Here is an 18,711-nt window from a genome sequence, read left to right on the forward strand (position 1 = left end):
GGGGTCGGGGCGGCCCATGCCACCGCGATCGGACCGGTCGTGAGGCTGAAGAGCAGGGCGAACCCGGCCGTAAGCACCCCTCTGGTTCTCATGCGGATACCTTTCTGCGCGCGCCGGAGGGGCAATGCCCCGGCCGGCGCCGCGAATCTGTCCGTCGGATCTTTCGAAGCGCTCTTGCTGGGGATCAAGATTGCGAGTCCGGCATACAAAGAACATCCAAAATCGGTATAAAGGCCCTTCCAGCTTGAACGCTTCACCAACGGACGCCCCGCACGGCGCCCAGCTCAGGAGAACGCGCGGTCATGGTGGTTGAACAGCCCGTATTCAGTGTTCTTGGGCCGTTGCAGGTCCGGGTCCCGGAAGGGCCCATACGCGTCGCCGGCAGGAAGCCCCGGCTCCTGCTCGCCTCGCTGTTGCTGGAGGCCAACGAGGTGGTCAGCTCCGAGGCGCTCGTCGAGGTGCTGTGGCCGCGGGCGCAGCCGTCGTCGGCCGTGGCCAACCTGCGCACGTACGTCAGCACGCTGCGCTCGGCAGGCGTCCAGATCGAGGCCCGGACCTCCGGTTACGCGATGCAGCTCGACGCGGGGCGGCTGGACGCCCTGCAGTTCGAGGACCTGGTGGCCAGGGCGCGGGCGGCGGGGCGTACCGAGGAGGCGATGGAGCACTTGCGCCGGGCGCTGGCGTTGTGGCGCGGCACCCCGCTCGGCGACCTGCCCGCCAGCCCGCTGTGGGACGGGCGGCTGCGCGCGCTCACCCAGGCCAGGCTGGCCGCGGTCGAGGAGCTGGTGGCGCTGAAGCTGGCCCGCGGCGAGCACGCCACGGCGATCGACGACCTGCGCGACCTGATCGGCGAGCACCCCTACCGCGAGGACCTGTGGCAGCAGCTGATCCTCGCCCTGCACCACAGCGGCCGGCGGGCCGAGGCCCTGAACGCCTACGCCACGATCAGGCGGCAGCTCGTGGACGAGCTGGGCATCGAGCCGGGCCAGGAGTTACGTGACGTGCACGCGTCCGTGCTCGCGGGCGATGCCCCGCCCGCGCCCGTCGCGGCGGCGCCCCACCAGCTCCCCGCCGACGTGCCGGACTTCACCGGCAGGGCGCAGGACGTCGCGGCCGTCACCCGCGCCCTGTCCCCCGAGGCACACCGCCCGGACGGGCCGCCCGCGATCGCCGTGGTGACCGGACCGCCGGGAGTGGGCAAATCCGCGCTGGCCGTGCACTGCGCCCACGCGTTACGGGCGGGCTACCCCGCCGGCCAGCTCTACCTGTGCCTGGGCGGCACCGACGCCGAACCCGCCGATCCGCTCGGCGTCCTGGCCGAGGCGCTGCGCGCGCTGGGCGTCGCGGAGGCGGTCCTGCCGCCGACCGTGCGCGAGCGGGCCTCGCTCTACCGCTCCCTTCTCGCCGAGCGCCCGATGCTCGTCTTCCTCGACGACGCCGCCGACACCGCCCAGGTACGCGCCCTGCTTCCCGGCAGCGGCAGCGCGGTGCTCGTCACGAGCCGCCGGCGCATCGCCGAGCTGCCCGGCGCGCTCCAGCTTGAACTGGACGTGCTCCCGCCCGCGGAGGCCGAGGAGCTCCTGGGCCGGATCGTCGGCCCCGAACGGGTGGCGGAGGAGCGCGAGGCCGCCCAGGCGATCGTGCGCTCCTGCGGCCACTTACCGCTGGCCGTCCGGGTGGCCGGGGCCCGGCTGGCCGGACGGCCCGGGTGGTCGCTGGGCGTGCTTCGGCAGCGGCTGGCGGACGAGGCCGGCCGCCTCGACGAGTTACGCGCCGGCGACCTGGAGGTACGCGGCTCGTTCGAGCTCAGCTACCGGCGGCTGCCCGACGACGCCGCCCTGGCCTTCCGCGCGATCGGCCTGCTCGGCGAGCAGTCCGTGCCGGGCTGGGTGGCCGACGCCGTGCTCGACCGGCCCCGGTCCGACGCCGTCGTGGACACCCTGGTGGACGCCAACCTCCTGCGGCTGGCCGGCACCGACCACGTCGGCCAGCCCCGCTACCGGCTCCACGACCTGATCCGCTGCGCCGCCAGGGAGAAGGCGGGCGGCGACACCGAGCGGCACGCGCTGGCCCGGGTGCTCGGCGGCTGGCTGACCGCCGCCGAGCACGCCTCCTTGCGACTGCCCACCACTCTCTTCGGGCTCACGTCCGACCTGGCGCCCCGCTGGAGCCTGGAGCGGGAGACCCTCGGCCGGCTGACCGCCCAGCCGCTGTCGTGGTTCGACGCCGAGCGGGAGTCCCTGGTGGAGGCCGTACGGCTGGCCGCCGGCGCGGGCCTGGCCCAGTCCGCGTGGGGGCTGGCCGCCACCCTGGTCCCGTACTTCGACCTGCACTGCCGCCTGGACGAGTGGCAGCTGACGCACCGCCTCGCGCTGGACAGCGCCCGCGCGGCCGGCGACCGCCACGGGGAGGCCGCCATGCTGCGCGGCCTGGCCCAGGTCTGCCTCTACCAGGACCGCTACGCCGAGGCCGAGGACATGTTCCGGCGAGCCCGCGCCATCTTCCACGAGCTGGGCGACACGCGGAGCGAGGCCATCTCGATCTGCGGGCTGGCGGCGGTCAACCAGTTCTCCAGCCGCCATCTCAAGGCGCTCGGGTCCTTCCGGCAGGCGCTGGCCATGTTCCTGGCCATCGGCGACCGCAGCGGCGAGGCGTACGCGCGGCAGGCGATCGGGCGCGTCTATCTGTCGCTGCGGGATCTGCGGCAGGCGTCCAGGTGGCTGGGGGACGCGCTGCGGCTGGCCGAGGAGCTCGACGACGCCCACCGCGAGGGCTGCGTGTCGATGCAGCTCGGCCGCATGTACGACCTGTTCGCCGAGTCGGACCGGGCCATGCGCTACCAGGGGCACGCGCTGGACATCTTCGAGGCGCTGGGCGACCGCCACTGCGGCGCGTACGCGATGCGGAACCTGGGCGGGCTCCAGGTGGCCAGGGGCGAGCGTTCGGACGGCTCCGACCAGTTGGAGCGCTCCCTGGTGATCTTCCAGCAACTGGGGGACCGCAGCGGGGAGGCGGACACCTACCAGACGCTCGGCGAGCTGTACCGCTCGGCCGGGCGTGCCGCGCTGGCCACCCATTACCTGCACCAGGCTCGCGAGCTGCGCCGGGAGCTCAGCGCGTCGTTCGCGTGAGGGCCGGCTGGAGCCACCGGCCGGTGGGCCAGGCCTCCAGGCGCCAGGCGCTGTCCCAGAACATCCACTCGTACTCGGTGGCCCGGCAGAACGCCTCGTCCATCGCCCGGCGGGTCTCGGGGTCGGCGGTCTCGGCCAGCCGGTCGGTGATGGCCTTGGCCTGCTCGACCGAGGCGGCGAAGGCGGGGTCGGAGTAGGTGCCGATCCAGGTCCGGTACGGGTGGTCGGCCGCGCCCGCCGTACGTTCGAGCAGCGCCGCGCCGACGTCCTGGTAGACCCAGAAGCACGGCAGCACGGCGGCGGCGAGCACGGGCAAGGGCGCGGCCAGGGCGGTGGCCTGGAGGTAGGAGGAGTAGGCCAGGCAGGTCGGCGAGGTGGCGACGGCCGCCGTCTCGCCGGCCGTCAGCCCGAACTGCTCCAGGTAGCCGGTGTGCAGGGCCCGCTCGACGACCAGCGCCGTGTGCGCGCTCTGCGCGAAGAACGCGGCGTCGGCCGGGGCGGTGGCGCGGGCCGAGGCGGTCGCGAGGACCTTGGCGTAGGCCACCAGGTAGCGCCCGTCCTGGACGAGGTAGAACGCGAAGCGCTCGCGGTCGAGGGTGCCGTCGCCGAGCGCGGTGTTGAACGGGTGGTCGTGGATCGCCTCGAGCAGCGTGGCCGTGCGCGCCCAGATCTTCTCACAGAAGGTCACCGATGACGTCCCTTCGCTAGTGCGAACTAGATCAGGTTCGACGGGTGTGATCTCAGCCCGGCAGCCCGGGCACCCCGCGTCGCCGCCAACGCTAGCAGAAGGCACGGCCCGGTCGTGAGGAAGGCTCGGGAGCTAGCAGCCGAGTAGGCCCAGGGGGCCCACCTGGATTCGAACCAGGAGAAGGAAGCCCTCGAATGGCCTCACGACCGGAAGCCGAACGTATCAGGCGGGGATCAGTTCGTGCAGCGTCCCGGCCGTGTAGACGCGCGACTCCGCCGGGAGGCCGGCCGGCGCCTCCAGCCCGATATAGGTGGTGTGCCCGGCCGCCGAGCTCTTCGCGCGCAGCAGGTCGGCCAGGTAGCGAACGCGCAGGTGGTCGCGTTCGACGATGGAGCGCACCAGCAGGGAGGCGCTGACCCGGTTGCCCTCCACCTGGTTGAAGCCGGGGTGCCCCTTCAGGTAGAGGTGCAGCCACTTCACCAGCCAGCCGCCGTCGGCGCCGCGCAGGAAGACGAGCGGCAGGGCGATCCGGCCGGAGCCGCGCAGGTCCGACTTCATGCGCACGGTACGCGGCTCGAACGGGCTGCCTTCCTGCTCGGCGTCCCTGGTCATGTAGCCGAAGAACGCCTCGGCGGCCTCGTCGAAGCCTTCCCCGGCGTAGACGTTCACCTGCGGGATGATGATCGGCTGGGTCGCGGCGGCGAGCCGGATGTCGATGAACTCGGACGCGCCGTCGGGCGCCTCGGTGAGGTCGCCGGAGTACTGGGCGAAGCCGTTGGTGTAGTTCGTCCAGGAGATGTGCGTCGGGTTGTCATAGGTGGCGTCGAGCATGAGCGCGGACAGGTCGTAGTCGGTGCGCTGCCGGGCCTCGTGCCAGTGGACGAAGAACCTGAGCAGCTCGCCGTCCACCGCCGACACCGAGCCCCGGGGCAGCATCCCGAGGCCGGGCACGACGGCCTTGCCGGACAGCGGCAGGGCGACGTCCAGCACGTCGGGATCGACGATCAGCTCGCCGGGGTCGGGGAGGCGACGGGCGATCTCCTGGTCCAGGATGCCCAGCGCCCGCGCCAGGGCCTCCTCCTCCAGCGGCGAGCGGGAGTCGGGGGCCGCCCACGCCCTGCCGTGCCGGTTGACGAAGACGCGGCCCGCGACGGGGGTGAGCCGGTTCTGCAGGTGCTCGCGCAGCGACAGCAGGACGCGGCCGGAGGCGCCCGAGACGGCGCCTTCCACGGCCTCCAGCACGACCGTCGTGGACAGGCCGGTCCGCAGCAGGTGGTCGAGGCGGCGCAGCAGCGCGCCGGGCGCCCTCTCCAGCAGCTTCACGGCCTCGGCGGCACGGCCCGACGACAGGGCGGCCTCGACCCGGCCGTCCAGGCTCGGGGCCCGGCGGGCGCCCCTGGCCGTTTCGAAGACGTCCTGGGCGCGCGGGAACTGCGGGTACTCGTGGGGGTGCAGCCGTTCGCCGAGCCGCTTCCACTGCTCCCGGTGGCGCGGAACGTCGCCGAGCTTGGCCGGGGAGGCGACCGCGTCCAGGGCGCCCAGCAGGGTGCGGCGCTCGGCCCGGCGGAACGAGCGGAACCTGGTGGGCTCGGCCAGCGTGACATCGCCGCCGGAGCTGCCGCAGGCGAGCCGGAGCACGTCGGTCACGGTGTCGACCAGCAGCGGCCGGCCCCCGGCCAGCCGGACCTCGTTGACGATCGCGCGGTTCTCGCGCACGGGGATGCGCTCGGGCTCCTCGGCGCAGGACCCGGCCAGCAGGCGCAGCGCCTCCAGGTCCTCGGCGGCCAGGGGCACCTCGGAGCCCGCCAGCGAGAAGTAGAGCTCCCGGGCCTCCGACTCCAGGCTCCCGCCCAGTTCCAGCACGGTCACCCGGTCCCCGGCCAGCGGGACCAGCTCGGCGTGCGCGGCCAGCAGGTCGGCGTAGGTGTGCTGGTAACGTCCGTAGCCGGGCAGGGAGAGCAGGTTGAGCGTCGAGGTCCGGACGCCGGCGGAGACCGGGTCGAGCAGGGTCTCGCGCAGGAGCCCGGCCCAGAACTCCAGGGTGTCGGGCACGTTCTTCGGGAAGTCGAGGAAGTAGGCGTTGTGCCGGACGTGGTCACCCACGAGAGTGCGGACGGCGGCCAGAATGCGGACGCCGAGGTCAACCACGGTCTCGCCGCGCAGCCCGGACAGCCGCTCCAGCAGCGTGGCCGAGCACGTGAAGCCGACGCTGAGCAGTGCCGCGTCGAGCTGGCGGGCGGCGGTGTCCCCCCAGCCGGGCGTGGAGCCGGCGGGCGCATCGCCGATGGGAACGCGCAGCCGCCGGGCGATGACGAGGCTTTCCAGAGTGTCCACGAACGGCACCATATAGTCGGGACACGCCCGATCGCGGGGGTTTTCCGCCCGCCCCGGCCGGTCAGAGGCGAGGGGCCGCTTCGCGCACACCACCCGGGCGCAGCACGCCCGCCAGCGCCAGCGCGACCAGGACCCCGGCACCGCCCGCCACCGCGATCGCGGGCCCGGGCGCGATCGCCTCGCCGAGCGCCCCGACCAGCGCCGCCCCGGCCGCCTGCCCCGTCATCAGCCCGGACGACTGCAGCCCGAACGCCTGCCCGCGCACCTCCTCGGGCACCGACTCCACGAACCGGCGCTGCAACCCCAGCTGGTACGACAGCCCCGCGGTCGCCACGGCGGCCAGCACCGCGGCCCACGCGATCCCCGGCCCGAGCGCGAACCCCACCCAGGGCACGCCGAGCAGCACCGCCAGCGGAAACGACAGCCGCTCCCGCAGCCCCGGCGCGGCGAACCTGCCCACCGCGAACTCCCCCGCCGCCATCCCGCCGGCCGCCGCCGCGAGCACCACCCCGGCCTGCCCCTGCCCGCCCAGGTAGGGCACGACCATGGCCTCGGCCCCGGCCAGGCACACGCACGGCAGCCACCCCGCCAGCAGCAGCCCGCGCACCCTCCCGTCGGCCAGCAGCAGCCGGTTGACCCGCAGCGTCTCGCGCACGGCGCCCGCACGCGCCGCGCCCCGGGCGGCCCGGTGCGGCAGCCCGGCCCGCAGCACCACGGCGGCCACCGCGGCCAGGCCCGCGGTCGTGGCCAGCGCCCCCGAGGGCCCGGCGACGGCCAGGAACGCGCCCCCGGCCGCCAGCCCGGCGATCTGCGCGCTCGCGGAGGCCACGTTCAGGACCGACCGCCCCAGCACGAACGCGTCGCCGGGCAGCACGTCGGGCAGCATCGCCGCCCGCGCGGCGAAGAAGACCGGCGTGAACAGCCCCGTGACCAGCACCAGCGCGAGCATCGCCCAGACCGGCAGCCCCCCGTACGCCAGCAGCAGGCACGTCACCGCCCTGACCACCTCGCCGGTCACCATCAGCGCCCGCGGCGGCAGCCGGTCGGCCAGCGAGAGCAGGAACAGCCCGCCCACGATGAACGGCAGCCAGCCGGCCATGTACGCGGCGGCCGACAGGCCGGCCGAGCCGGTCCGCGCGTAGACCAGCACGGACAGGGCCAGCATCTTGATCGAGTCCCCGCCGACCAGCAGCGCGAAGCCGCCGAACAGGACCCGGAACTCCTTGACGGCGAACACCTCGCCGAACGTCGTCCCCTTCACGTCCACGATGGTGCGGACCGGACCGGCGGACTGGCGACTGTTTCGGATATAACCGAAAGGTGCCGGTAAGAATCGAGGTCACCCCGCAGGATCTGGTGGCCACCAGGTTCGCGATCTCGCCGCTGATCGAGACCATGCACGCGCAGTGGGTACTGGCCGGCCGGTTGGAGGCGGGCGTGCACGGCCGGTGGGCCGCGCGGTGGCGGGGCACGTACCGGGAGCTCGAACGCGCCCACCCCGTGCTGGAGGCCTCGGCCGCGATCAGCGGCAACCGGCGCGGCACGAACGTCTCCTTCATCGCCCCGCCGCCGACGGCGGTGAACGTGCCGTTCGAGGCGGAGCTGGCCGCCATGCGCGGGACCCCGCTGGAGCAGGCGCACGCGGAGATCGCCGGGGCGCTCGCCGGGCGGCCGGCGGCGGACTCGGTCAAGGAGCTGCTGGCGGACCCGCGGGTGGTGGAGCGGCTCGCCGACGCGTACCAGGCGCTCTGGACGGAGATCGTCGCCCACGACTGGCCGCGCTTCCGCGCGATCCTGCAGCGGGACGTCGCCCATCGGGCGGGACGGCTGGCGGCCTACGGCTGGGCGGCGGCGCTGGAGGACCTCAGCCCGCAGGTGCACTGGCGGCCCCGGGGGCAGATCGAGGTCGAGCTGACGAGCCTCCACGGGCTGCGCCGGCTCGGCGGCAAGGGGCTGCTCTTCCTGCCGTCGGCGTTCACGACCGCCGTCGGCGCCTACCTGGAGGACGCCTGGCCGTACGCGATGATCTACCCCGCGAGGGGCGCCGCGGCCGCGCCCGCCGCGGCCGACGCCGACCTGTCGGCCCTGATCGGCCGCAGCCGCGCCCGCATCCTCGCCGAGCTGGCCGAGCCCGCCACCACCACCCAGCTCGCGGCCCTGCTCGGGCAGAGCCTGGGCACCACGGGCGGCCACCTGGCGGCGCTGCGCAGGACGGGCCTGATCACGGGCACCCGCGTCGGCCGGGGCGTCCTGTACGCGCGCACGGCCCTCGGCGACGCCCTGGTCAACGGGTGACCCATCCCCTGTGTCCTGGCGGCAAGCGCGGAGGTCGGGCCGGGCGCGGCCACCGAGCTGATCGTCGATCCGGGCACCCCCCGGGAGCGCAGGCACTTCAAGATCGACGTGCTGCCGCTGGAGCCCGGGGCTGTCGTCACGCTGCTGACCTCGGGCGCGGGCGGCTACGGCGACCCGTACACCAGGGATCCGGAGGCGGTCCTGCGGGACGTGGAGCGGGGCGTGGTCTCCCGGGAGGCGGCGGCGCGCGCGTACGGCGTGGTGCTGGCCGAGCGGGACGGCGGCCTGGCCGTGGACGACCCGGCGACGGCGCACGCCCGGCCCGCACCCCGCGCAGGACGGCCCTCCACATCGTGGTCCTGGCCGCCCTGCCGGCCGGTTTCCCCAGGACGACCCCCACCCCCGAGCAGCGCGACGCGGCCCGCCGTACCCTCGTCCAAGAGATCACCGAACTGGAACGGATGTCGGCATGAGCGATCAGGACGCCATGGACGCGATCATGGCCGGGCTCGCGGGCCCGGTGCTCGGCGAGCTCGCCGAGCTGTATCAGGACCTGCACCGGCACCCCGAGCCCGCCTTCAAGGAGGAGCGCACGGCGGGCATCGCCGCCGAGCGGCTGCGGGCGGCCGGGTTCGAGGTCGTCACGGGCCTCGGCGGCACGGGCGTGGCGGGCCTGCTGCGCAACGGCGAGGGCCCGACGGTGGCCCTGCGGGCCGACATGGACGCGCTGCCGGTGCTGGAGGCGACGGGCCTGCCGTACGCGAGCACCGCCACCACGCCCGACGGGGTGCCGCTCATGCACGCCTGCGGCCACGACATGCACGTGACGTGCCTGAGCGGCGCGGCGCAGCTGCTGGCGGCCGGAAGGGACCGGTGGCGGGGCACGCTCGTGGCGCTGTTCCAGCCGGCCGAGGAGGTCGCGGCCGGGGCGCGGGCCATGCTGGACGACGGGTTGTTCGACCGGATCGGCACGCCCGACGTCGTGCTCGGCCAGCACGTCTTCCCCGACCCGGCCGGGACGCTGCTCATCAGCCCCGGCGAGGTCCTGGCCGCCGCCGACAGCATGGAGATCCGGCTGTACGGCCGGGGCGGGCACGGCTCTCAGCCGGAGCGGACCGTCGACCCGGTCGTCCTGGCCGCCTCGACCGTCATGCGCCTGCAGACGGTCGTCTCGCGCGAGGTGTCCCCGTTCGAGCGGGCGGTGCTGACGGTGGCCCAGATCCACGCGGGCCACAAGGAGAACATCATCCCCGACGAGGCGTCCATCACGGTCAACCTGCGCTCGTTCTCCCCCGAGGTGCGCCGCACCCTGCTGGCGGCCGTGGAGCGCGTGGTCAACGCCGAGGCGGCCGCCTCCGGCGCGCCCCGCCCGCCGGAGATCCGCACGCTCAACGCCTTCCCGCTGACCGTCAACGACGGCGACGCCACGGCCCGGGTGCGCGAGGCGTTCGCCGGCCGGTTCGGCTCCGAGCGGGTTCCGGCCATGGCGCCGTTGATGGGCAGCGAGGACTTCGGCCTGTTCGGCGCCGAGGCGGGCGCGCCGTCGGTCTTCTGGGGCCTCGGCGGCGCCGACCCCGAGCTGTACGCCCGCGCCGAGCGGGAGGGCCGGCTGCGCGAGGACGTGCCGAGCAACCACTCGCCCTTCTTCGCCCCCCAGATCCTCCCCACGCTGCCCACGGGTGTCGAGGCCCTGGTCACCGCCGCCCTGGCCTGGCTACCGGCGGAACAGATTGGCGGCGATGGCGGTCCGGGCCCCGGCACGCCGCCGTGCCGGGGCCCGATGGGGGGCGGTGCTCCCACGCGCTGAAAGTTTCACGTGCTGACCTGCGCGGACGCCGCCGGACGAGCGCTCGGCTGGTGCCCGCGTCCGGCCCCGATCTACGGTGACGGTGCCCGTCCGGGGCCGGTCGTCCGACCGGTGCCGGAGTGGCGCTCCTGGCGCGACCCCCACGCGAAAGGGACCTCCCGATGGCACCTCGGCACCTCCTCCCGGCGCTGGCGCTCGCCGCCGCGGTCAGCCTGGCCTCGTCTCCGGCGCACGCGGACACGTTCCGCACCGCGAGCTCGTCCGGCTGGGGACCCACCTGGTCGTCCGGGCAGGCGAACGCCGAGGCCAACGCCCGCGCGGAGCTGAACCGGCAGGCCGCCCAGGCGGGCGAGGTCTGCCCGAGCGTGTCGGTCACCTCCACCCACGTCTACACCGCGCCCGACGGCTCGGCCTACATCTTCGACGCGACCGCGTCGGGCACCTGCGTCCCGCAGCCGCCCGGGCCGTCGTACCCGGTGGCGCGCTCGGAGACCCGCCAGGGCAGCGGCGCCACCGCCGGCACCGCCGTCCAGAACGGCGCCCAGGCCGCCCGCGCGGCGGTGCTCGCGGCCGGCGTCAACTGCACGAACTGGACGACCACGTCGGCGCTCGTGTGGGCCGCGCCCGGCAGCGTCTGGTACATCTACGACGTCACCGTGTCCGCGAACTGCACCAACTGACGCCATGTCCCGCCTGCTGACCCTGCTGGCCGGGCTCTGCCTGGTGCTCGCGGCGGCACCCGTCGCCCCGGCGGCGGCAGCACCCGTGACGGTGCCGGTGGGCGCGCAGTTCACCGACACCTCGGGCAACCTGCTGCACGCCCACGGCGGCGGCGTGATCAAGGTCGGCTCGTACTACTACTGGTTCGGGGAGAACCGCAACGCCGACGGCACCTTCCGCTACGTCTCCGCCTACCGCTCGGCCGACCTGCGCACCTGGGAGTTCCGCAACCACGTGCTCACCCAGTCCAGCTCCGCCGAGCTGCAGGTCGCCAACATCGAGCGGCCCAAAGTCGTCTACAACGCCGCGACCGGCCGGTTCGTCATGTGGATGCACAAGGAGAACGGCCGGGACTACGGCGAGGCGCGGGCCGCCGTGGCGGTCTCGACCACGGTGGACGGCGCCTACACCTACCTGCGCAGCTTCCGGCCGCTCGGCCACATGTCGCGCGACATCACCGCGTTCGTCGACACCGACGGCACCGGCTACATGATCTCGGCCGCGAACGAGAACTACGACCTGCACGTCTACCGGCTCAGCGCCGACTACACCGACGTGGCCGCGCTGGCGCGCATGTGGGCCGGCGACCACCGGGAGGCGCCGGCGATGTTCAAGCGCAACGGCGTCTACTTCCTGCTGACCTCGGGCGCGACCGGCTGGCAGCCCAACCAGGCCCAGTACGCCACCGCCACCAGCATCACCGGCACGTGGAGCGCCTGGCAGAACGCCGGCGACTCGCAGACGTTCGGCTCCCAGCCGGCCTACGTGCTGCCGGTGCAGGGCACCTCCGGCACGTCGTACCTGTATCTGGGCGACCGGTGGGCCGGCGCGTGGGGCGGGCCCGTCAACGACTCGCGGTACGTGTGGCTGCCGGTGCAGTTCTCCGGCAACACGTCCATGAGCCTGAGCTACGCGCGCCAGCTCAGCATCGACGCCGCCGCCGGCACGATCGCCACGACGGGCACCGGCTACGACCGGCTGGCGGTGCGCCACTCCGGCAAGTGCGCCGACGTGCGCGGCGCCTCCACCGCCAACGCGGCCGCCGTCATCCAGTACGCCTGCGGCGGCGGCACGAACCAGCAGTGGCGCATCCAGTCGATCAGCGGCGGCTACGTGCAGGTCGTGGCCCGCAACTCCGGCAGGTGCCTGGACGTCAACGGCGCCTCCACCGCCGACGGGGCGGCGCTCCAGCAGTACACGTGCGGCACCGGCGCCAACCAGCAGTGGACGCTGCAGGACGCCGGCGGCGGCTACCTGCGGCTCGTGGCCAGGCACTCGGGCAAGTGCGCCGACCTGCCCAGCTCCTCGCAGGCCGACGACGTGCAGTTCAAGCAGTATCCCAGCAACGGCGGCCAGAACCAGCAGTTCACCCGCACCCCTCTGTGAGCAGCGCCGGCGCACGAAAGTCCCAAGCCACAGAAGAGCACGTCAAGCGCCGGTCAATAGCACGACCCCGCCTCTTTCGCCACAAATCGTGACGTTAGAGTGACGTATTGTGAACGAATCGAAGCGTGTGGAAATCACCTGGCCCAGCCTCGGCATCACCGTGGCCGCCGAACTCGACCAGCGCAACCGCGCCCTGGCCCAGTGCCTGTGGGACGCCCTGCCCTACCGCAGCCTGCAGGGGCACGCCCTGGTCGCCGGATATCACCTCTACCACGTCGCACCGGTCCATTCGCTGCTGCACACACCAGCGGAATACCGCGTGGACCGGCGCACCGTACCCGACGGCACCCTGTTCTGCTCGCGCCTGCAGCATCTCGGCATCAAGTACGGCGAGCTCACCGAGCCCATGACCGCCACCCCGATCGGCCAGGTCGTCCCGGAGCACCTCGACGCCCTGGTCCAGGCCGGCCGCGACGTCTGGCACTCCGTCTACACCACCAAGAAGCCCGTCATCGCCGAAGTCCGCCGCGAGGGCGAAGCCGGCGGCCACCAGCTCCCGCGCCTGCCCATCGGCGACCCGCAGCTCAACGAGCTGGTCAAGGACGTGCACGCCGAGACCGAGCGCATCTGGCTGGACCCGCCCCGCGAGCTGCTCGACCTGCACGCGGGCCGCATCCCGTCCGGCGCCGGCAGCTACGAGACGGTCCTGACCACGCTGCTGTTCGTCAACGGCGAGACCCGGCCGCTCGGCTACAGCTGCTACGGCGGCCTCGTCCGCGCCGCCCTCGACGGCATGCCGATGCCGTGGCTGCGCCAGATGACCCGCCAGCTCGCGCACACGCCCGCCGAGTTCCTCGGCTACTGCGGCCTCGACACCCTGTGGGGCTTCACCCAGCGCCTGCTGGACGGGCTCGACCGCCTCGACGACCACGAGGACTTCGTCTCCGTCATGGCCCACATGGCCCTGTACTGCAACTGCCTCGGCGGCTGGAACCTGCACCTGTTCCCATGGGAGGCGGGCGAGCACCTGCGCCGCGAGGAGACGCCCGCATGAGCGGTCCGCGGGTAGTGGTCGTCGGCGGCGGCGTGATCGGCCTGTCGATCGCGTACCACCTGGCCGACGCCGGCGTCGACACCACGCTGCTGGAGCGGGACACGCTCGGCTCCGGCGCCTCGCGCGCCACCGCCAACGTGGTCCGCTCCTACTTCGCCGGCAACCCGGTCAGCTCGGGGCTGGCCGTGCGCAGCCTCGAGGCCTACCACGCCTTCCCGACCAGGCCGGGGATCGACCTGCCGCTGCGGCAGGTCGGTTACCTGGTGCTGTTCACCGAGGCCGACCAGGTGAGCGCGTTCGAGGCCGACCTGCCCGCCCAGCACGCCGCCGGCGTCGACGTGAACCTCATCAGCGCGCGGGAGGCCCGGGAGCGCAACCCGCTCATCGGGGACTTCCCGCTGGTGGCCGCCGCGTACTCGCCGCAGGCCTACATCTCCGACACCACGGCCATCGTCACCGCCTACGCGCGGGCGGCCGAGCAGGCCGGCGCGACGCTGCGTACCGGCTGCCCGGTCACCGGCATCGACACGCGGGCCGGGCTCGTGCGGACCGCCGCCGGCGAGATCAGCGCCGACGCCATCGTGTGCGCCGCCGGCGCCTGGTCGGCCTCGCTCGTCCGCGAGGCCGGCGTGGACCTGCCGCTCACCGAGCCCATCGAGCAGGAGCTGCTCACCACCGACCCGCTGCCGCCGGACACGCCGGACATCCCGGTCACCCTGCACGCCGCCACCGGCCTGCTGGTACGGCTGCGCGGCGACCGGCTGCTCATCGGCATGGGCTACCCGGGGCCCGACCGTGAGGCGTGGCGGCGGCAGGTCGCCGAACGCCTCGCCGCCACGTACCCGAGCCTGGCCGGACTCGCGCTGCACACCGCGGTCACCGGCCTGCGCGACGCCAGCCCCGACAAGACCGCCTTCATCGGCCACCACCCGGGACCGCCGGCCTTCCTGTACGCCACCGGCTTCTCAGGGCACGGCCTGTGCAACGCGCCCGCCGCCGGGGAGCTGGTCCGCGACCTGTACCTCGACCAGGACCCCGGCTTCGACGTGACCGCGCTGGCCTTGAGCCCGCGCCGCGCGGGATGACCCAACGACAGACGGACGGGAAGACCCATGAGCCAAGAAAGCCGCCTCGACCAGGACACTCTCGACGCTCGGGAACAAGAAGCCGCAGACGGGTACGACCCGGACGCAGGCCCAGGATGCCCGCATGCCCGGTTCGTCCTCGACCCGGCCACCCCGAGCCTGCACGCCGACAACGACCGGCTGCGTGCGGCCGGCCCGCTCGTGCCCGTGACGGCCGAGGGCGTACCCGCCTGGGCCGCCACCCGCTACGCCACGCTGCTGACGGTCCTGACCCATCCGAACCTGTCCAGGGACATCCGCCACTGGGCCACCCGCGACACCTGCCCGGCCGGCACCGCCATCGACCGCATCGTCACCGACACCTCGATGCTCAACGCCGAAGGCGACGACCACCGGCGCCTGCGCACCCCCGTGGCCGGCGCGTTCACCGCGCGCCGGCTCCAGCAGCTGCGCCCCAAGATCGAGGCGCTCACCGAACGGCTCGTCGACGCGCTCGCCGAGCTGCCACCCGACGAGCCGGTGGACCTGCGCAGGGAGTTCGCCTACCCGCTGCCGCGCGAGGTCATCTCCGAGCTCATCGGCATCCCGGCCGAGCACCAGGACGCGCTGCACGAGCTCTCCGACGCCGTGGCCCAGGTGTCCGACACGCTCGACGACTCGCCCGACGTACGCCGGGCCCTGCACGAACTGCTCGACCAGATCATCGAGGAGCGCCGGGAGACGCCCGGCGAGGACCTCATCACCGACCTGTTCAGGCTGCGCGAGAAGGACGGCGACCGGCTCTCCAGCGACGAGCTGTTCGCCACCATCGAGCTGCTGTTCATCGCCGGGCACGTCACCACCGTCAACCTCATCACCAACGCCATCGGCGCCCTGCTCAACCGGCCGGACCAGCTCGAACTGCTGCGCACCGGCCAGTGCGACTACGGCGCGGCGGTCGAGGAGACGCTGCGCTGGGACTCGCCGATCGCCTACTTCCCCATGCGCTACGCCGTACAGGACATCGAGATCGACGGCGTGCGCCTGAAGACCGGCGAGCCCGTGCTGGCCTGCTTCGCCGCCTCCGGGCGCGACCCCGGCCAGTTCGGCGAGAACGCCCACCGCTTCGACATCACCAACCCGCCGAGCGCCCACCTGGCCTTCGGGCACGGGCCGCACTTCTGCCTCGGCGCGCCGCTGGCCAGGATCGAGGCCGAGATCGCGCTGAAGGCGCTGTTCGAGGCGTTCCCCGAGATCGCGCCCGCCGCGCGGCCCGAGGACCTGGCCCCGCTGGACACGCTGCTGGGCAACAGCACGCGCAGCATGCCCGTCCTGCTCGGCCCGCGCGCCCGCTGAAGCGCCCCGGGCGGGCGGGCCTGCCCGTCCGGCTTCAGCGCACGCTCTCCGCGTGCCGGTCGTAGTGGCGCAGGAACAACTCCTCCAGCGTCGGCGGCCGGCTCACCAGGCTGCGCACGCCCGCCTCCGCGACCCGGCGCAGCGCCGGGTCCAGCGCCACGCCGTCCACGCTGAAGCGCACCCGCCCGTCACCGGCCCGCAGGTCGTGCACCCCGGGCAGCTCGGCCAGCCCCTCCGGCGGCCCCGCCAGCTCGGCCTCGATCGACGTCCGGGTCAGGTGCCGCAGCTGCGCCAGCGTGCCCGTCTCGACCGTGCGGCCGTCCCGGATGATCGTCACCCGGTCGCACAGCGCCTCGACCTCGGCCAGGACGTGGCTCGACAGCAGCACCGTACGCCGCCCCCGCTCCTGCCTGACGCACTCCCTGAACACCTCCTCCATCAGCGGGTCCAGGCCGGACGTGGGCTCGTCCAGGATCAGCAACTCCCCCTCGGAGGCCAGCGCGGCGATCAGGGCCACCTTCTGCCGGTTGCCCTTCGAGTATGTCCGCGCCTTCTTGCGCGGATCCAGGTCGAACCGCTCCAGCAGGTCCGCCTTGCGCCGCGCGTTCAGCCCGCCGCGCAACCGGCCCAGCAGGTCGATCACCTCGCCGCCCGACAGCTGCGGCCACAGCGTCACGTCACCCGGCACGTACGCCAGACGCCGGTGCAGCTCGCTCGCCTCCGACCACGGATCCCCACCCAGCAGCCGGGCGGTGCCCCCGTCAGCCCGCACCATGCCCAGCAGGATCCGGATCGCCGTGCTCTTCCCCGCGCCGTTCGGCCCCAGGAAGCCGTGCACCTCGCCGGCCCGCACGCCGAGATCGAGCCCGTCCAGCGCCCTGACCGTCCCGAACGACTTCACCAGCCCCTTCACCACGATGGCCTCACTCATGGCGGTGCTCCTCCAGATTCACGCGGTCGCGCCCCGATCGAGGGCCTTCCTGGCCTCGGCGGCCTCCTCCAGGCTGAGCAGCGGGTGAGAGTAGATGTCCACGATCACCCGCATCAGCTTGACCTGCCCCTCCGGGCTGGTCAGATCCACTCCCAGACCACGCTCGACGTGCCGGCGGAGCACCGTGGCCGACAGCGCCATCGCCGCGATCATCGTCGAACGGGACCGGGCGTCCACGTCGGGAGGATCGGGGCGGCTCTTGTCGGCCTCGACGATCCACCCCTCGCCGAGGTCGACCATCTCGTCGAACAGCGGCGCCGCCCACCCCTCCGTCAGCGCCCGCGCCAGATACGGCTGGTACGGGCCCAGGACGGCGGCCGGGTTGAGCCCGGCACCGTACGGGTCGGTCGCGGCCTGCTCGCTCAGCCTGCGGATCGTCTTCATCAAGTGCTCGTCGCACGCCTCGCGCAACCCCTGCTTCGAGCCGAAATGATGGCGCACCAGGCCCAGGGACACACCGGCGCTCTCCGCGATGTCGCGGATCGTCGCCCGCTCGAAGCCGTGCTCACCGATGTGCCGCATCGCCGCGTCCCTGATCCGCGCACGCGCCGTGAGATCCTCCGGATCCGGTACGGTCGCCATCCATTCTCCTGCATAGCTCGCTGTTCACCTGAAAAGCACGCTATACCTGTGTATAGCAACCCTGCAACGCGACCCCGGCTACGCACACCGGCCCGTCTCGTTCTACGCTCCATGCACGACGATCGGAGACAACGCCGTGCCACAGCCCGACCCGGCGCCCATGCGCCTGGCCACCGCCATCCGCCCCTACGACTGGGGCTCGGTGACGGCCCTGCCGCAGCTCTTCGGCACCCCGCCCACCGGCCGGCCCCAGGCCGAGCTCTGGATGGGCGCCCACCCCGGCGACCCCTCCACCGTCGGCGGCACCCCGCTCAACGAGCTCATCGCCGACGACCCCGCCGGCACCCTCGGCGAGCCCACCGCCGCCCGCTTCGGCCCCGCCCTCCCCTACCTGCTCAAGGTCCTGGCCATCGAACGGCCGCTCTCCCTCCAGGTCCACCCCACCACCGAGCAGGCCCGGTCCGGGTTCGCCGACGAGGACGCCCGCGGCGTTCCCCTCGACGACCCCGCCCGCACGTACAAGGACACCTCGCACAAGCCCGAGATGGTCTGCGCGATCACCCCCTTCCACGGCCTGTGCGGCTTCCGCGACCCCGCCGCCACCGCCGCCCTCCTCGACCGCCTCGCCCTGCCGGACCTGGCCCCCTGGAGCGACCTGCTCAGGGCGGGCGACCTGCGGACCGTGTTCGCCCAGATGCTCGACGACTCCCACGAGCCGCTGCGATCCCAGGTCGAGCAGGCCCTGCGCGAGTCCGACGATCCCGGCCTGGCCGTCTACAGCGACCTCGCCCGCGCCTGCCCCGGCGACCCCGGCGTCACCGCCGCGCTCCTGCTGCACCACGTCGACCTGGCCCCCGGCCAGGCCCTCTACCTCGGCGCCGGGATCCCCCACGCCTACCTCGGCGGCATCGGCGTCGAGATCATGGCCAACTCCGACAACGTGCTGCGCTGCGGGCTCACCACCAAGCACATCGACGTGCCCGAGCTCATGCGCGTCGTCGACTTCACTCCGTCCGGCCCGCACCTGGTCCGGCCGGAGCAGGACACGCCCGGCGAGCACCGCTACCGGCCGCCGGTCCCCGAGTTCGCCCTCACCCGCTACGACCTCGAAAGCGCCCACACGCTCCCCGGGGGCGTCCCCCAGATCGTCGTGTGCATCGACGGGGAGGCCCGCCTGGCCGACCTGACGCTGCGGCCGGGCGAGTCGGCGTTCATCCCCGCGGCCGCTCCTTCGACGCCGCTCGCCGGGAAGGGAACGGTGTATCGCGCCACGCCGGGCGCCTTTACATTGTAGATTCGCTAC

Annotated in this window: 15 protein-coding genes and 1 riboswitch; of the genes, 9 read left to right on the top strand and 6 right to left on the bottom strand. The window is 73.6% G+C overall.

All coding sequences use genetic code 11. The features are described from left to right. The first annotated feature begins 341 nt into the window (after nucleotides 1-341). Nucleotides 342-3,131 (top strand): BTAD domain-containing putative transcriptional regulator, encoded by a 2,790-nt coding sequence (locus tag ACFKCF_RS57955; protein ID WP_394505614.1) that lies wholly within the window; start codon nucleotides 342-344, stop codon nucleotides 3,129-3,131. Here ACFKCF_RS57955 and tenA read toward each other — a convergent pair. The 3 genes from tenA to ACFKCF_RS57970 all read right to left on the bottom strand — a co-directional run bounded on the left by tenA (nucleotide 3,112) and on the right by ACFKCF_RS57970 (nucleotide 7,414). After that, on the bottom strand, nucleotides 3,112-3,819 hold the full coding sequence (gene tenA, locus ACFKCF_RS57960; protein WP_394505616.1) for a thiaminase II: 708 nt from the start codon (nucleotides 3,817-3,819) through the stop codon (nucleotides 3,112-3,114). The two genes, ACFKCF_RS57955 and tenA, sit on opposite strands and share 20 nt — an antisense overlap. Further along, nucleotides 3,811-3,906, bottom strand: a riboswitch (TPP riboswitch). (Overlaps the previous gene by 9 nt.) Before the next feature lie 135 nt (nucleotides 3,907-4,041). Then, nucleotides 4,042-6,153 (bottom strand): hypothetical protein, encoded by a 2,112-nt coding sequence (locus tag ACFKCF_RS57965; RefSeq protein ID WP_394505618.1) that lies wholly within the window; start codon nucleotides 6,151-6,153, stop codon nucleotides 4,042-4,044. Between the two features lie 61 nt (nucleotides 6,154-6,214). Further along, nucleotides 6,215-7,414 carry an MFS transporter gene (locus tag ACFKCF_RS57970; protein WP_394505620.1) on the bottom strand — a complete coding sequence of 400 codons (1,200 nt, stop codon included), beginning with the start codon at nucleotides 7,412-7,414 and terminating at the stop codon, nucleotides 6,215-6,217. A 59-nt stretch (nucleotides 7,415-7,473) separates the two neighbouring features. On the opposite strand from ACFKCF_RS57970, the gene ACFKCF_RS57975 reads away from it, so the two are divergent. Beyond that, the gene (locus ACFKCF_RS57975) at nucleotides 7,474-8,448 is read left to right on the top strand and encodes a DUF5937 family protein (RefSeq protein WP_394505621.1); all 975 of its coding nucleotides are present in this window, start codon (nucleotides 7,474-7,476) and stop codon (nucleotides 8,446-8,448) included. Between the two features lie 164 nt (nucleotides 8,449-8,612). Here the strand turns inward: ACFKCF_RS57975 and ACFKCF_RS57980 are convergent, their stop codons facing one another. After that, a complete protein-coding gene (locus ACFKCF_RS57980) occupies nucleotides 8,613-8,798 on the bottom strand; it encodes a hypothetical protein (RefSeq protein WP_394505622.1) in 186 nt (61 codons plus the stop codon). Nucleotides 8,799-8,917: 119 nt separating this feature from the next. On the opposite strand from ACFKCF_RS57980, the gene ACFKCF_RS57985 reads away from it, so the two are divergent. The 6 genes from ACFKCF_RS57985 (at nucleotide 8,918) to ACFKCF_RS58010 (ending at nucleotide 15,835) form a co-directional block, all read left to right on the top strand. Then, nucleotides 8,918-10,255, top strand: coding sequence for an amidohydrolase (locus tag ACFKCF_RS57985; protein WP_394505624.1), 1,338 nt, complete (start codon nucleotides 8,918-8,920; stop codon nucleotides 10,253-10,255). Nucleotides 10,256-10,416: 161 nt separating this feature from the next. Next, on the top strand, nucleotides 10,417-10,935 hold the full coding sequence (locus ACFKCF_RS57990) for a hypothetical protein (protein WP_394505625.1): 519 nt from the start codon (nucleotides 10,417-10,419) through the stop codon (nucleotides 10,933-10,935). A gap of 4 nt (nucleotides 10,936-10,939) precedes the next feature. Beyond that, nucleotides 10,940-12,361 carry an RICIN domain-containing protein gene (locus ACFKCF_RS57995; RefSeq protein ID WP_394505626.1) on the top strand — a complete coding sequence of 474 codons (1,422 nt, stop codon included), beginning with the start codon at nucleotides 10,940-10,942 and terminating at the stop codon, nucleotides 12,359-12,361. A gap of 109 nt (nucleotides 12,362-12,470) precedes the next feature. Next, complete coding sequence (locus tag ACFKCF_RS58000; RefSeq protein WP_394505628.1) at nucleotides 12,471-13,415, top strand: hypothetical protein; 945 nt, start codon at nucleotides 12,471-12,473, stop codon at nucleotides 13,413-13,415. Next, complete coding sequence (locus ACFKCF_RS58005; RefSeq protein ID WP_394505630.1) at nucleotides 13,412-14,500, top strand: NAD(P)/FAD-dependent oxidoreductase; 1,089 nt, start codon at nucleotides 13,412-13,414, stop codon at nucleotides 14,498-14,500. The genes ACFKCF_RS58000 and ACFKCF_RS58005 overlap by 4 nt, the downstream gene beginning before the upstream one ends. Nucleotides 14,501-14,527: 27 nt before the next feature. Next, nucleotides 14,528-15,835 carry a cytochrome P450 gene (locus ACFKCF_RS58010; protein ID WP_394505632.1) on the top strand — a complete coding sequence of 436 codons (1,308 nt, stop codon included), beginning with the start codon at nucleotides 14,528-14,530 and terminating at the stop codon, nucleotides 15,833-15,835. A gap of 34 nt (nucleotides 15,836-15,869) precedes the next feature. On the opposite strand, the gene ACFKCF_RS58015 is transcribed toward ACFKCF_RS58010, so the two are convergent. Beyond that, complete coding sequence (locus ACFKCF_RS58015) at nucleotides 15,870-16,766, bottom strand: ATP-binding cassette domain-containing protein (RefSeq protein WP_394505633.1); 897 nt, start codon at nucleotides 16,764-16,766, stop codon at nucleotides 15,870-15,872. Between the two features lie 18 nt (nucleotides 16,767-16,784). Further along, on the bottom strand, nucleotides 16,785-17,408 hold the full coding sequence (locus tag ACFKCF_RS58020; protein WP_394505635.1) for a TetR/AcrR family transcriptional regulator: 624 nt from the start codon (nucleotides 17,406-17,408) through the stop codon (nucleotides 16,785-16,787). A 136-nt stretch (nucleotides 17,409-17,544) separates the two neighbouring features. On the opposite strand from ACFKCF_RS58020, the gene manA reads away from it, so the two are divergent. After that, on the top strand, nucleotides 17,545-18,702 hold the full coding sequence (manA, locus tag ACFKCF_RS58025; protein ID WP_394505637.1) for a mannose-6-phosphate isomerase, class I: 1,158 nt from the start codon (nucleotides 17,545-17,547) through the stop codon (nucleotides 18,700-18,702). Nucleotides 18,703-18,711 lie beyond the last annotated feature (9 nt).

The sequence above is a fragment of the Nonomuraea sp. JJY05 genome, assembly GCF_043496855.1.
Taxonomy (GTDB): domain Bacteria; phylum Actinomycetota; class Actinomycetes; order Streptosporangiales; family Streptosporangiaceae; genus Nonomuraea.